Here is a 14724-nt window from a genome sequence, read left to right on the forward strand (position 1 = left end):
AATAGGAGTAAGCACTGCAACCCGTGAAAACACCCTATCTGCGGCCGACTTTTGCGCAAAACTCCTTCACTAACAAACCCTTACAACAACAAAAGCCCGAAGTTTCATCAACTCCGGGCTTTCAGTATAAGTTCAAGGCAAACCTTTTACCTTTCGCCTTTAACCTTAAAAAATTATTGCTTCAGTATCCACGCAAATATCAGCGGAACTACGATAGTAGCATCGCTCTCTACAATAAACTTTGGTGTATCGATATCCAGCTTACCCCAGGTGATCTTCTCGTTAGGGACAGCGCCTGAATACGAACCGTATGACGTGGTAGAATCAGATATCTGGCAGAAATAACTCCAGAACGGGATGTTCTCCATCTCCATATCCTGATAAAGCATCGGTACCACACAGATAGGGAAATCGCCGGCTATACCGCCACCGATCTGGAAGAAACCTAAACCCTTACCTGTAGAGTTTTCAGGATACCAACCGGCTAACCAAGCCATGTATTCGATACCGCTTTTCATGGTCGACGCCTTGATCTCGCCTTTGATCACGTATGATGCAAAGATGTTACCCATGGTGCTATCTTCCCATCCCGGTACAACGATCGGTAAGTTTGCCTCAGCAGCGGCCAACATCCACGAGTTCTTTGGATCTATCTCGTAGTACTGCTCCAGCTCGCCGCTCAGCAATATTTTGTACATGTATTCATGCGGGAAATAACGCTCGCCGGCATCGTCAGCATCTTTCCAGATCTTGTGGATGTGCTTTTGCAAACGACGGAAAGCTTCTTCCTCAGGGATACAAGTATCAGTAACACGGTTGTAGTGGTTCTCTAACAGGTCCCACTCATCCTGCGGACTCAGGTCGCGGTAGTTAGGCACGCGCTTGTAGTGCGAGTGCGCTACCAAGTTCATGATATCCTCTTCCAGATTGGCGCCTGTACAGCTAATGATATCGATCTTACCCTGGCGGATCATTTCGGCCAGCGAAATACCCAACTCGGCAGTACTCATGGCACCGGCAAGGGTCACCATCATTTTACCGCCTTCAAGCAGGTGTGTTTCGTAACCTTTGGCAGCGTCAACCAAAGCGGCAGCGTTAAAGTGCAGGTAGTTGCGCTCAATAAACTGAGATATAGGGCCTCTTGTAGTGCTCATGTCTTGTGTTATTTTTTCAGGGGGCAAAGGTAAGTATTTAGGATCAACCGATCACCATATTCGCAAAAAACGCGCAACCCGCTGTCCCAAACAATTTTAGCCCTACCTTTGTCAATACATCACCTACATGAAAAAAATATTACTCTTAGCAGTTGCATTACTGATAAGCCCTGCCCTTTTCGCGCAGATGAAATTCTTGCCCAAATTCGTTCGCAAGATGCTGTTCGAGCAGGATTCGGGCAAACATAGCAGCTTTTTCTTACTACCTGTATTCGGCTCCGCGCCCGAAACAGGCCTTGAACTGGGCGGATCGGCACTTTACTCCTTCTATACAGATAGCGTCCCCAGTGATACCCGTGTATCCAACATTTTCGGTTACGGTACGGTAACCGCCAAGGGCCAAAGCCGCGTAAGCCTGAGCACCAGCTACTGGACGCCGCACAACACCTGGCATTTCATCGGTTCGGCCAGCTATATCGATTTCCCTTTTGATTTTTATGGAATTGGCCCCGACACTTATAAAGCCAATAAAGATCCGCTGGAACAACGCCGTTTTAGGATGACCGTACAAGCAGACAAAAGGGTAGGCAAAAACTTCTATATAGGCTTGATGGCAGGTGGTTTCGACTACAAATATGCAAATAAAAAACCAGGCGGTATATTTGACACAAGCCCCGAGGTACAAGACCGAAGCGGTGGCGCGGGTTTGCTGATAGGCCCATCGATAGATTTCGATAGCCGCAATAACAACACCTACACTACCAAGGGGCTTTTCATCAACTCGTACCTGCACTTTTATCAGGGCATTTTTGGCAATAACAGCTATCGTGGCGGGTTTTACAACATCGAGGTGATGCAGTATAACCCCATAGGTAAGCGCTGGATGCTGGGTTTTGATATCCAGCATCAACTAATGATCGGCGGCAGATCCCCTTTTTACCTGTTACCCGCACTTGGCAGCGACGAGATGATGCGCGGCTACTACAACGGCCGCTACCGCGATCGCGACATGCTGGCGGGACAAGCCGAACTACGCTACCGCATAAGCGACAGGTTCGCGCTTGCCGGATTTGCCGGTGCCGGAACCGTTTATCAGCTAAACATTTTTGAGCCACGCTTAAAACCCAATGCAGGGGGCGGTGTACGCTATTTCTTCGATGTGCAAAAAGGATTGACCCTGCGTGCAGATTACGGCATTGGCCAACGCGTGGCTGGTGAAGTTAGGCAGAGTGGATTTTATTTTGCATTGGGGGAATCGTTTTAAACCCCTCCGGCATCTGAAGGGAGTCAACCTTGCAAAACATTTATCAGGCAGACTCTTATCAAGTATACGTCAAAGTCTTTTGCTCGCCTTAGCATTCTTTAAGGTTATTCATTAAGTTTGGGTTCTGCAACCACCTATAAACTTGATATGAATAAATTTTACAGCCTTGTTGTGTATGGCCTGCTGACGGTATGTGCCGCCCAAGCCCAAAAACGCGAGATCAATACCCTGACCGAATTGGATAAGTTGGGTAATATTGCCGACCTGCCCAAATATTGGGACCGCACAACGGTTCACCAATTTTCTTCCTATGACCGCACTGATAATAACGACGATGGTTTTAGTGGTAAGTATTCCTTCATCCGCAAAGAAACTGACGGCTCGCTGGTAATATTTGAAGCCGAAGGTAACGGCGTGATCAACCGGATCTGGACACCCACCCCAACCAATGATACGCTGGATCTTTACTTTAGCGGAGCAACAAAACCACAATATTCCATTCGTTTTTCCGACCTGTATAATGGCAAAGTATCCCCATTCGTATCTCCGCTTGCCGGAAATGAGTTAGGCGGATTTTACAGCTACATGCCCATCCCGTACAAAGATGGTTGCAAAGTGGTATTTCGTGGTAAAAAGCTGGAGTTTTATCAGATACAATACCGTACCTATCAGACAGATGATCAGGTGGTCAATTTCGACCCGAAACTACCCGGCTTAGGCGCTGCTTTGGCTAAATTGGACGGGGCATGGAAAGACCCGATGACTGCGCCGGGAGTATCGCTAAAGGTATCCACCAAACTTACACCGGGCAAAACATTTGTACTGGCCGACCTTAAAAAACCGGGCAGGATCACCGGTATTAAACTGCACCATTCCGACCTTTACCGCGGTCTGAACAAGAACATCCTCATCAAAATGACCTGGGATGGCGAACGCCCGGCCGTGTATATGCCCGTCGCCGACTTTTTCGGCTACGCGTTCGGGAAAGAGTCGATGCAAAGTGTATTGCTTGGCTCGGCAAATAATATCAACTACTGTTACTTCCCGATGCCTTTTGCGCGTAGCGCTAAGATAGAACTCATCTATCGACAACAGTCTGGGATCGACCAAAAACCTATCGATGTTGAAGCCGAGCTATTTGTGGCTGGTCAGCCTTATAACGCCAAAACCGAAGGCAAATTTTACGCCCAGTGGAACCCTGAAAAGCATACCACCGCAGGTAAGCCGCATGTGTTTTTAGAGGGCAACGGCAAAGGCCACTATGTAGGCACCATTTTGCAAGCGCAAGGTTTGGAACCCGGCATGACGCTGTTTTTTGAGGGCGATGACGTGACCCGCATTGATGGTGAACTGAGGATGCACGGTACCGGATCTGAAGATTATTTTAACGGCGGATGGTATGCCTTATTAGACAGGTGGGATACCAAAATGAGTTTGCCGCTGCACGGCTCGTTAGACTACTCGTTGCCATTTGCCCGCACCGGTGGTTACCGCCTGTTCATTGCTGATAAAATGCCTTTTGAGAAGAGCATCATCCACACCATTGAACATGGCCCGGAGCAAAACAACAAACCCGGCGACTATACTTCAGTAGCGTTCTATTATGCCCCTAAAGCGATCACTACCGATCAGCCCGTACCTACGGACGATCTTGTGAGGGTGCGCATCCCTGATACGCTGATGGTCTATCCGCAACTGATAAAATACAGCGTTGGGGGCGGCGTGAAGATTGAAGGCCACATTTTGCATTCCACCAATGGCGGACAGGTGAAAATTGACCTGAGCGATCTGCCAAAAGGCAGTTACAAGCTTTATGCCGATATAGAAAAGACACCTGACGGCGCAACCGTATCCATTTGGCAACGTCAAAAAATGATCAACGGATCATTCTCTTTCTACGCCGATAAACGCGAGAACGCACCTAATACTTTGCTATGCGATATCGATCTGGATGATTTTAAAGATGCGATCACCTTACAGTTTAAGCGGGATGATAAAAAGTCTATCGTGAGTATGCACCGGCTGATATTGGTTAGGCAGAAATAGAAACACGGAATGTTGATCGAAGCTTTTACTTTCGACAAAAAAATAGCGGCGGATAAATATCCACCGCTACCACACACACATCAATTCCCATCGTATCGACGGAAGCTTCTGGTTTGTTCGCAAGCAGGATGCTTGCTATGTTTTAGGTCGAAGCTGAAAGCTTCGACCTGTATTTATTATTTCCAACCGCCGCCTAACGAGCGGTACAGATCGGCCACAGCGGCTAACTCACCACGTTTAATAGCAGCTAATTCTAATTCGCTTTGCAATACATTGCTTTGGGCAGTGATCACCTCCAGGTAATTGGCCATACCATTCTTGAACAGCATATTGGCATTGCCTGTGGCTTGCTGTAAAGTATTCACCCGTTTGATGGCTATCTCTTGGCGTTCCTTCAGTTTTTCGATACTCGCCAAAGCGTCAGACACCTCTCCTACTGCGGTCAGTACTTGCTGACGGAACACCAATACCACCTTCTCACGTTCCACTTGTGCTACTTTGTATTTAGTGCTTAACTCTTTACGATTTAGCAAAGGCTGTATCACACTACCCGATACCACACCGAATAACGATGCCGGCACATTGAACCAGTTACTGGCTTTGAACGAGTTAACACCGCCCGAAGCTGTGATCCTTAAAGCAGGATACATGTCGGCTTTGCTGATACCCACATTGGCGTTGGCAATATTCAGTTGCAGTTCGGCGCTACGCACATCTGGCCTGCGGCTGACAATTTCTGACGATACACCGGTATTGATATCAGATGGAATAGTCAGTTGATCCAAACCCGTATTACGTTCAATGCTGCTTGGCAGTGCACCGGTCAGAATACGTAACGCATTTTCCTGTATCAGCACATTTTGCTCGAACTGTGGCACCAACCCTGCTACCGCCTGCCGTTGCGCCTCGGCTTGCTGCACAGCTAACAAGGTTACCTGCCCCGCTGTGTATTGCAGTTTAATGATCTGCAGAGTACTATCGTTCAGCCGCACGTTCTTTTGGGCAATGCTTAATTGCTTATCTAACATCAGCAGGTTATAATAACCTTGCGATACACCGGCAACGATATTGGTCTGCACCAGTTTTTTAGCCTCGTTAGTTTGCAGGTAGGTAGCTAAAGCGCTTTTTTGGCGACTTTTGATCTTACCCCAAATATCGGCCTCCCAAGATAGGGCCAGATTAGCTGAGTAATCTTCAATGTGGTTAGTCCCTACACCGAACTGTTTAAGACTTAAACCATTTAAGCTATTGTCAGAAGGACGACTTGTGCTGGCAGTTACGTTGGCGCTTACTGTTGGCACATAGTTCCATTTTACTTGTTTGAACTGCAATTGCGCCTGCTCGATGTTCTTGATAGCGATCTGCATATCATAGTTCTTAGCAATGGCGCTATCGATCAGTTTTTGCAATACCGGATCGGTGAAAAATTGTTTCCATTGGATATCGGCAATACTGCTGCTATCGGCTGTGGTCTTGATCTCCGCGTTGCGGAAGGTCGCCGGCAGATCTGGTTTGGGCGACTGTATGTCTTTGGATACCGAGCAGGCACTTAGTAGCACTGCTACTAAGGCCAACTCGCTGATATATTTTTTCATTGTATTTATCTTTTTATGTTGATGGGCTGTGGATGCTTAAGCACTATAAGCCTCTTCTAATTGTGGAACGGCGTGTCCGTTCTTTGGCTGATGATCCTCTGTCTCTTCAGATTCGTTTGTGGGTACGCCTGTGATGCGTTCCTGCAATCCCTGGAAGATCACGAACAATACCGGGATTATGAACAGACCCAAAATTACACCCGAAACCATACCACCAGCGGCACCGATACTGATAGAGTGGTTACCCTGTGCCGACGGACCGGTAGCGATACTCATTGGGAACAGACCGAATACGAAGGCTAACGACGTCATGATGATCGGGCGTAACCTTAATTTGGATGCTTCTATAGCGGCTGCAACTAATGACAGGCCTGCTTTACGACGTTGCACTGCGAACTCGATGATCAGGATGGCGTTCTTAGCCAACAGACCAATTAACATGATCAGTGCTACCTGTACGTAGATGTTGTTTACGATACCGGTAAAACCCAACACCGCGAACGTTCCGAAAATACCGGTCGGTATAGATAAAATTACCGCTAATGGCAAGATATAGCTTTCGTACTGTGCAGCTAATAAGAAGTACACAAATACCAGACACAGTACAAAGATCACGGTCGATTGTCCGCCTGAAGAAATCTCCTCGCGGGTCTGTCCTGAGAACTCATAAGCAAAGCCCGATGGCAATTCTTCTTTAGCGGTCTCTTCGATCGCCTTGATGGCATCGCCCGAGCTGAAGCCCGGTTTAGGGATAGCATTTACCGAGATAGAGTTGAACAGGTTATAACGCGACGCGGTCTCTGAACCGTAAACCCTTGTCAGTTTAACTAACGTATTGATCGGCACCATCTCCCCCGCTTTGTTCTTCACAAATACACGGTCGATAGAAGCAGGGTCGGTACGGTCGGCAATATCAGCCTGAACAACTACACGGTAATATTTACCAAAGCGGTTAAAGTCTGATGCTTGCGCGCTACCGAAGTAGGCCTGCATGGTTTGCAAGATGTCCTTCACGCTAACACCGATCTGGTTGGCTTTGTCATCATCAACCTCTAATTGTAATTGAGGATAATCTGCCTTAAAGGTGGTGAACGCGTAAGCGATAGCCGGTTTAGCCATTAGCTTGCCAATAAAGTTATTGGCCACGCCGCTAAAGTTCTCCAGCTTACCGCCGGTCTTATCTTGCAGTACCATATCCAAAGCTTCCACATTACTAAAGCCCGGTACGGTTGGGAAACTGAACACGAAGAAAGTACCCGCTGTTACCGCGGCTAATTTGCCACGCAGCTGGTTCTGGATATCATCGATATTCTTCACGTCGCCACGCTCCTCGTTCGGTTTTAAAAGTACGAAGAATACGGCTGATGACGGACTGGTAGAGTTGGTCAGCAAGTTGAAACCTGAGATAGCGGTCACGAACCTTGCTGATGGTAAGCTACGTGCAGCGGCCTCCGCGTCTTTCAAAATGGTCGACGTACGATCTAAAGATGTACCCGATTGTGTAGATACCGACACCGCGATGAAACCCTGATCCTCGGTAGGGATGAAGCCTGACGGCGTAGTGCGCATTAAGATGACAGTAGCCACGGTCACCAATGCCAAGCCGGCAATGCCTACCCATTTATTTTTGATGAGGAATTTAACACCGCCGATGTACCTGTCGGTCATACCGTTGAACGCGCCGTTAAAACCGTTGTAGAATTTCTGTACGAAACCTTGTTTCGGCTCGCCTGGTTTAGCATGGTTGCTCTTTAAGAACAAGGCCGCCAAAGCCGGAGATAAAGTCAAAGCGTTCACAGCAGATATCACGATCGCGATAGACATGGTAAAGGCGAACTGACGATAGAAGATACCGGTTGACCCTGTCATGAAACCAACAGGCAAGAACACAGCAGCCATTACCAATGTGATAGATACGATAGCGCCGGTGATCTCGTGCATGGCTTTTTTGGTAGCAACTTTTGGCTCCAGATGCTCGTGCTCCATCTTGGCGTGCACCGCCTCGACGACCACGATCGCGTCATCCACAACGATACCGATAGCCAACACGAGTGCGAACAAGGTCAGCAAGTTTATCGAGAACCCGAACAGGCTCATGAAGAAGAACGTACCCAAGATCGCCACCGGAACGGCGATAGCCGGGATCAATGTTGAACGGAAATCCTGTAAGAAAATGAATACCACTAAGAATACCAGTATGAATGCCTCTATCAGTGTATGCTGAACTTGCGAGATAGATTCATCAAGCGCTGTTTTGGTACGATAGAACTGATTCCATTTGATACCTGCCGGAAAATCCTTAGCAGCTTTCTCCATTACCTTGTCAACAGCTAACTGTATCTCGTTAGCGTTAGATCCGGCTAACTGGATCAAACCGATAGCCACACCATCACGACCGTTTAAGTGGGTCATACTGGTGTATGAGTAGGTGCCTAATTCGACCCTCGCCACATCTTTCAGGTGCAGTACCGAACCATCGGCGTTAGCACGCAGGGCGATGTTCTGATATTCTTCGGGTTTAGATAATTTACCCTTGTACTTGATCACGTACTCAAAGGTCTCTTTACTACGCTCACCCAATTTACCGGGAGCGGCCTCTAAGTTCTTATCTTGTATAGCAGCCATAACTTCGGCCGGGGTGATTTTGTAGGCAGCCATTTGGCTTGGGTTAAGCCAAACACGCATAGAATAATCTTTAACACCACCAAATATCGTGGCCTGACCAATGCCCGGTATACGTTTGATCTCGGGGATAATATTGATCTGCGCGTAGTTGGCCACAAAGGTCTGATCATATTTGGTCGAGTCCTCGGTGTACATACCTACTGCACCGATCAAACTGTTCTGCTGTTTGGTGGTGGTGATACCTTGTTGAACAACTTCCGCAGGTAGTTGAGCGGTAGCCTGGGCTACACGGTTCTGCACGTTCACCGCCGCCTGATCAGGGTTGGTACCTTGTTTAAAGTAAACGGTAATGGCAAGGGAACCGTCGTTACTCGCGGTCGAGCTCATATAGCTCATATTCTCCACACCGTTAATAGATTCTTCTAAAGATGGCGCTACCGACCGTAACACGGTCTCGGCATTAGCACCCGGATAAATTGCTGTTACCAATACCGCCGGTGGAGCGATATCCGGGAACATTTGCAAGGGCAACTTGTATAAGCCAAGCACCCCCAATATCACCAACAGAATGGAGATAACCGTAGAGAGCACGGGCCTTTGTATGAATTTCTGGAACATTTTTTTACTTTTTGATGTGTTGAGTTTAGAGTCAAGAATCAAGATTTTAGGAGCAAGGGTCACCCCGTAATTGAGATATTTCTCAATTTTACTTCGTCTTAAAAATGACCTGATTATTTTTCTGTCTTGATTCTTGAATCTATATTCTTGTGTCTTTTCTTGATTCTTGACTCTTTATTCTTGACTCTAAAAACTTATTTTTTAACAACGGCAGCCAATTTCTCAGCCGGTTTTGCCGGAGCTTGTGGTGCTATAACGGTACCTTCTTGCAAGTGGTCGATGCCGGTCAGGACTATCCTGTCGCCCGGTTTAACACCGCTGGTCACTAAGTAATTGGCGCCGCTTTTACCTTCGATAGCGATCGGGGTCTTTTTCACTTTATTGCTATCTGCAACGGTGAATACGAATACCTTATCCTGCATCTCTATAGTGGCCGATTCCGGGATCACTAAGGCGTCTTTGTGCAACAGACCTAAGCGAACCTTACCGGTGTTACCTGCACGTAGCAGACCATCCGGGTTGTTGAAGGTGGCACGCACGGTGATAGCCGCGGTGGTTTTATCGAATTGACCATCGATCATATCGATCTTACCTTGCTTGGCATAAGTAGAGTTATCTGATAACAACAGGCTCACTTTTGGCAAGTGCTTCAATTTGTCGCTGATGGTAGTGCCTTCGTACTGACCTTTAAAGTTCACAAAGTCTTTCTCACTTAGCGAGAAGTAAACGTGAACATCGTGTACGTCAGATAAGCGGGTCAACTCCTGAACGTCGGTCGGGCTTACTAAGCTACCTTGCTTTTTGATCAGGCGGCCAATGTAACCGCTAACCGGAGCAGTGATCACGGTGTAACCTAAGTTGATCTTGGCGGTTGACACGTTAGCTTTAGCTTGCTCGATATTTGCTTTGGCGATATCCTGAGCGGCTTTGGCTGTTTTTAACTGATATTCAGAGATAACCTTGTTTTGCACTAAGGGGGTCAATTTGTCAACCTCTAAACTTGCGTTAGCATAAGCGCCTTCGGCAGCATGTTGACTTGCCAAAGCGTTATTTAAAGCAGCGCGGAATGGCTGTTCGTTGATCTTAAAGATCGGCTGACCTGCGTTTACGTAAGCACCTTCGTCAACAAATACTTTGTCTAACGAGCCGCTGATCTGCGGGCGAACTTCTACGTTAACGGTACCTTCTATAGATGCAGGGTATTCCTGGTAAGTGGTATCGGTAGTAGTGCTGATGGTGGCTACCGGCAATGATGGCGCGGGTGGGGCCTGTGCTGCCTGCGGCTTAGGCGAGCAACTGAATAGAGCTAAAGCGATGATAGCTAAAATGATGGCTTTCATGATGGTGGTTTTTGAATTTGAATTGATGGAATTTAAGGCCTTACGGATGCTGTCAACGTAAATAGTGTCGCTCCTTTTCGGCTGGTTATTAACAACGATAAATTTTCTAACGCTATTATATTCATTGTATGTGTTGCAGTTACTTAGCATTGTTTTGTGTTGTTTAAAATTTTAAGGGCTTTGGTAAATGTTAGGCCAATATTATTACTTAGTTAATTTATCTAACAGTGTTAAATAAATCAGAGAAATTAGAGTGATGTGTTTCATAAGCAGATGTGTTTAAATTAATAATGTGTTTTTATCTAACAGTGTTAAGTTACAGCGAAAAAAAGAGAGCTATCCCTTTATCGCGTGTATAATGCCGCCTATGGCATCCTTTAACACTTGCTCGTTCATACCGTCGGGTACACCCTGGCGTACCAGGTTAATAGATATCAGTCCGTGTACTACCGACCAAAATGTGTAATAGCGTTTGCAGATCAGGTCCTCGGTAGCGGCATCGCCCATCAGGTTACCGATCACTTCCCAGATCATGTTGGCAGGTACCTCGGCCTCGGGGATAGAGTTATCCCACACACAACAGTTAACCTCAATACCGAACATCAGCTGGTAAAGTTCCTTTTGTGTAAAGGCAAAGTTCCAGTAGGTCAACCACATATCCTCTAATTGCTTCTCGGGCGAGGTATGTTTATCGCGAGCTTCCCTCATGTCTTTGGCCAACATGCAGTAACCTAATTTGGTCAGCTGCAGCATCAGCGCTTCTTTGTTAGCAAAGTACTCGTAGATCACCGGCGGGGTATATTCAATTATGTCCGCGATCTTACGCATACTTAAGGCCTGCCACCCTTCATCCTTCCCAATACGCAAAGCCGCGTCCAGGATATTCCTCCTGGTATCGTCTTTTAAGCGTTGTTTTCTATCCTTGCTGGCCATTGTTTTCACTGTATTAATTTATCTAACAGTGTTAGGCAAATATACGGGTGTTATTTTTAATGCAGTATAATTTATTTGTCATTTAAGGGTAGATGAAATGTCATGAAGACGTTGTCATTATTAAACTTTTCTCTTATCTTTAAGTTTAAAGACCCGGTGTTGGCCGGATCAATACTTTTTACCCGCAAGTTCCTGAACCTCATGCCTATCTCTACCAAACTATCCCGAGTTAATTTTATAGCGCTCACCATCGCGATCACTTTATTTATTTCTTGCAGAAAAAAAACGGAAGTGCCGTCACCATTTGCACCCAAATTTACGGTGACCAACTTTGGCCCGGGCGCTGATGTTGTAGGTGGCATGATCACCATCACGGGGACCGAATTTGGTACAGATACCGCTGCCATACGTGTTAGATTTGGCGGCACCAAACTTACCGCGCCGCTTACTGTCGAAAATGACAGAATAACTGTACACGTACCAACCTATGCCGTCACCGGCAAAATAGATGTTATTAAAGGCGGCATAACCATGAGCACCATTGTAGCTTTCGAAGTGCTACCGGACCGTAATAGCTATGCCGAATACGGTCAGATATATTTTGCCGGAAATGAAATGTTACCGGGCGGGAAACATTTTGCCACCTCGGGAGCAGCAGCAGGCAATATTATCGCTTTCTCGGCCAGGGTAAGCAACGTCGAACCCGGTTTTCCATCCCCATCAACCGTAGTAGATATTTATAACGTGGTTACCCGCCGATGGAAAACCGTTAATAAAAACATCAGCGAATATGTATGCGTTGCCGCCGCCGGTAATAAAATAGCTTTTGCAGGCATCAGTAATGTTGAGATCTACGACGCCAAAGAGGACGAGTGGACCACTGCCAAGCTTAGTGTGCCACGCTACGGAGTGGCTGCCGCCGGTGCCGGCAATAAGATCGTTTTTGCAGGCGGCAACTTGTATTCGTCTCAAGGTCCTACTTCGGACGTGGTGGATATTTATGACGTAAGCACTAACACATGGTCGACCGCTAAATTAAGTATAGGCCGCACCAACATAGCCGGCGCGGCGGCGGGCAATAAAATATTATTTGCGGGCGGCTTAACTGGCACGTCCAATTCCCGTATAGATATTTATAATGTGAGCAATAACCAGTGGACCACCAAAGAGCTATCGCGTAGCTATAGCCGGTTAACCGGCGCCGGGATAGGCAACAGGGCCATATTTTATGGCGGCGGAAGCCCCAACGACCGCTATTTAGAGGTATATGATGATAACGTTGGCATCACCGGTAAATTGAACGTTCCTGATAACATGGTGGGCAATGCCACCGGCGCGGCAGGCACCAAGATACTATTCACAGCAAGTGGGTTTAGGAATGTTAATTGCTATGATGTCTCGCTCGACGCGTTCACAACCTTGACCGGGTCGGCCGGCGGACGTAACGGGGCCGGTGTAAAAAACAAGATCATCGTCAATACCGATAATGGATCCTATGATATTTACACGCTGACCCAATAACCATTTTTAAGTACTGATCGGCACCCGGACCGTTTTTTGTCTGTTGAATTTCGCTAAAAGCTTTGCTTAAAACATCAGATCAGCACAACTCTTATAAATATTTTGATAACAAACTGATATTTAATATATTTACAGCACCAATTACATCCTTTACCGATTGCTTTAACGACGCGCATTGCCGTCGCAAAAAACCTGGACTATGAAAAACTTATACCTAAAAACCACCGGCGTTTATTTATTCGCTATCGCAGTGTTATTGTCGGCCTGTTCAAAAAGCACCCAGCAACCCGGACCCGAAGTACTTACCGAGCTTACCATCAAAAGTGTTTCGCCCAAAGAGGCCAAAATAGGGGCGTTAATAACCATTAGGGGTACTGGCTTTGGCAGCGAGCAGTCGTTGATAAAGGTCTCTTTCGGTTCATCCGGAATGGTCAGGCCCACTCATTTTAGCGATACGGTAATGACCGCCGTTGTGCCTGCCGATGCAACTGCAGGCCGTGTTACGGTATCACTACTAATGGGTCCTCTTGTACAGAGCGACGATATTTTTAACCCAATTTTCGATGGATCCGATCTATCGAGCCTAAATAAGATCCAATACACCGGATCGGGAACATTAACTGCAACTAAAGGGCATTTGGCTGCAGCCGCAGTAGGCGATAAAATATTGATAGCCGGCGGTGAGCATACCGGTGGTTTGATCACCGATTATGATATTTATAATATCACTAACGGCACTTGGCAAAGTGGCAGGCTAAGTCAGTCGCGTACCGGTATGTCTGTAGCCGGTATTACCAATAAAATTTTGGTGGCCGGCGGGCGTGTAGGTACCAGCGTTGTTAATACGGTAGATATTTATGATGTGAACAGCAACACCTGGACTACTTCTCAGCTAAGCGTAGCCCGCACCAACATGGCCGCCGTAGGTTGCGGATCTGAAGTGTTTTTTGCCGGTGGACTGGATGAAACAGGTAAGCCGTCTAAGCATATTGATATTTACAATGTAGTTACCGGCAAATGGCGCATTGCTGCATTAAGCGTTGCACGTGACGGCATGGTGGCGGCTACAGCAAGTAATAAGGTTGTTTTTGCAGGTGGCAACGTACCTACAAACCCTGCATTACATGGCCGTGTAGTTGACATTTATAATGCTGATCAGGATAAGCTATCGTGGAGCACAGCCACATTGACCGTACCACGCTTTATAGCTGACGGTTTTGCCGGCGCGGGTAATGGTCGCCTGATCTTGTTTGCAGGGGGCGCGTCTAACGATCAGGATCCGTTTATAGAAGTGTATAATGCGGTCGATAACGCTTGGGGTACTTTACGTATCAACGAAGAGATACGGGTTGCAGCAGCAGCGGCAGCGGGTACCAAAATTGTCTTCTCTCAGGGTAAAGGCCGATCTTACGTTTACGATATCTTGACCGCCACCGGTGTATCTGTGACCCATGCCGGGCAAACCGTCCCTACTGTAGCGGCGGGTATCCGTAACAAGATCATATTTGCGGGTGGACCAAATTTTGACCAATACACCTTATTCAAATAATTTAACCACCAATTAATTGCCCTATAAAACGTCCCGTTCAAATAGTATTTCATGCTGTCTACCCATATCCCTTTGCCCG

At 47.0% G+C, this 14724-nt stretch carries 9 protein-coding genes; 4 read left to right on the forward strand and 5 right to left on the reverse strand.

The annotated features are described in order from the left end of the window. Positions 1–173 precede the first annotated feature (173 nt). Positions 174–1154 (reverse strand): deoxyhypusine synthase family protein, encoded by a 981-nt coding sequence (locus IRJ16_RS21415; protein ID WP_194113758.1) that lies wholly within the window; start codon positions 1152–1154, stop codon positions 174–176. A 127-nt stretch (positions 1155–1281) separates the two neighbouring features. Here IRJ16_RS21415 and IRJ16_RS21420 point away from each other — a divergent pair, with 127 nt between their 5' ends. Continuing rightward, the gene (locus IRJ16_RS21420; RefSeq protein ID WP_194113760.1) at positions 1282–2418 is read left to right on the forward strand and encodes a BamA/TamA family outer membrane protein; all 1137 of its coding nucleotides are present in this window, start codon (positions 1282–1284) and stop codon (positions 2416–2418) included. Positions 2419–2565: 147 nt separating this feature from the next. Next, on the forward strand, positions 2566–4464 hold the full coding sequence (locus IRJ16_RS21425; protein WP_194113762.1) for a glycoside hydrolase family 172 protein: 1899 nt from the start codon (positions 2566–2568) through the stop codon (positions 4462–4464). Positions 4465–4640: 176 nt separating this feature from the next. Here the strand turns inward: IRJ16_RS21425 and IRJ16_RS21430 are convergent, their stop codons facing one another. The 4 genes from IRJ16_RS21430 to IRJ16_RS21445 form a co-directional block, all read right to left on the reverse strand. Continuing rightward, positions 4641–6059, reverse strand: a complete 1419-nt coding sequence (locus tag IRJ16_RS21430; protein ID WP_194113764.1) for an efflux transporter outer membrane subunit — start codon at positions 6057–6059, stop codon at positions 4641–4643. Positions 6060–6095: 36 nt separating this feature from the next. Continuing rightward, positions 6096–9302, reverse strand: a complete 3207-nt coding sequence (locus IRJ16_RS21435; protein ID WP_194113766.1) for an efflux RND transporter permease subunit — start codon at positions 9300–9302, stop codon at positions 6096–6098. 194 nt (positions 9303–9496) lie between these two features. Next, entirely contained in the window at positions 9497–10642 is a 1146-nt protein-coding gene (locus IRJ16_RS21440; RefSeq protein ID WP_194113768.1) for an efflux RND transporter periplasmic adaptor subunit, read from the reverse strand. Positions 10643–10978: 336 nt separating this feature from the next. Continuing rightward, on the reverse strand, positions 10979–11575 hold the full coding sequence (locus tag IRJ16_RS21445) for a TetR/AcrR family transcriptional regulator (protein ID WP_194113937.1): 597 nt from the start codon (positions 11573–11575) through the stop codon (positions 10979–10981). 102 nt (positions 11576–11677) lie between these two features. Between IRJ16_RS21445 and IRJ16_RS21450 the strand changes: the two genes are divergently transcribed. Together IRJ16_RS21450 and IRJ16_RS21455 are read left to right on the forward strand one after the other, a co-directional pair. Then, positions 11678–13096, forward strand: coding sequence for an IPT/TIG domain-containing protein (locus IRJ16_RS21450; RefSeq protein WP_194113777.1), 1419 nt, complete (start codon positions 11678–11680; stop codon positions 13094–13096). A 199-nt stretch (positions 13097–13295) separates the two neighbouring features. After that, a complete protein-coding gene (locus IRJ16_RS21455) occupies positions 13296–14645 on the forward strand; it encodes a Kelch repeat-containing protein (RefSeq protein WP_194113780.1) in 1350 nt (449 codons plus the stop codon). The last annotated feature ends 79 nt before the right edge of the window (positions 14646–14724 follow it).

Origin of the sequence: Mucilaginibacter myungsuensis, assembly GCF_015222005.1 — a bacterium.
GTDB lineage: Bacteria > Bacteroidota > Bacteroidia > Sphingobacteriales > Sphingobacteriaceae > Mucilaginibacter > Mucilaginibacter myungsuensis.

What these genes read in the sequence shown, in the direction of transcription:
- IRJ16_RS21415 (WP_194113758.1), bottom strand. Translation starts at nt 1,154, where the DNA reads ATGAGCACTACAAGAGGCCCTATATCTCAGTTTATTGAGCGCAACTAC.
- IRJ16_RS21420 (WP_194113760.1), top strand. Translation starts at nt 1,282, where the DNA reads ATGAAAAAAATATTACTCTTAGCAGTTGCATTACTGATAAGCCCTGCC.
- IRJ16_RS21425 (WP_194113762.1), top strand. Translation starts at nt 2,566, where the DNA reads ATGAATAAATTTTACAGCCTTGTTGTGTATGGCCTGCTGACGGTATGT.
- IRJ16_RS21430 (WP_194113764.1), bottom strand. Translation starts at nt 6,059, where the DNA reads ATGAAAAAATATATCAGCGAGTTGGCCTTAGTAGCAGTGCTACTAAGT.
- IRJ16_RS21435 (WP_194113766.1), bottom strand. Translation starts at nt 9,302, where the DNA reads ATGTTCCAGAAATTCATACAAAGGCCCGTGCTCTCTACGGTTATCTCC.
- IRJ16_RS21440 (WP_194113768.1), bottom strand. Translation starts at nt 10,642, where the DNA reads ATGAAAGCCATCATTTTAGCTATCATCGCTTTAGCTCTATTCAGTTGC.
- IRJ16_RS21445 (WP_194113937.1), bottom strand. Translation starts at nt 11,575, where the DNA reads ATGGCCAGCAAGGATAGAAAACAACGCTTAAAAGACGATACCAGGAGG.
- IRJ16_RS21450 (WP_194113777.1), top strand. Translation starts at nt 11,678, where the DNA reads ATGAAGACGTTGTCATTATTAAACTTTTCTCTTATCTTTAAGTTTAAA.
- IRJ16_RS21455 (WP_194113780.1), top strand. Translation starts at nt 13,296, where the DNA reads ATGAAAAACTTATACCTAAAAACCACCGGCGTTTATTTATTCGCTATC.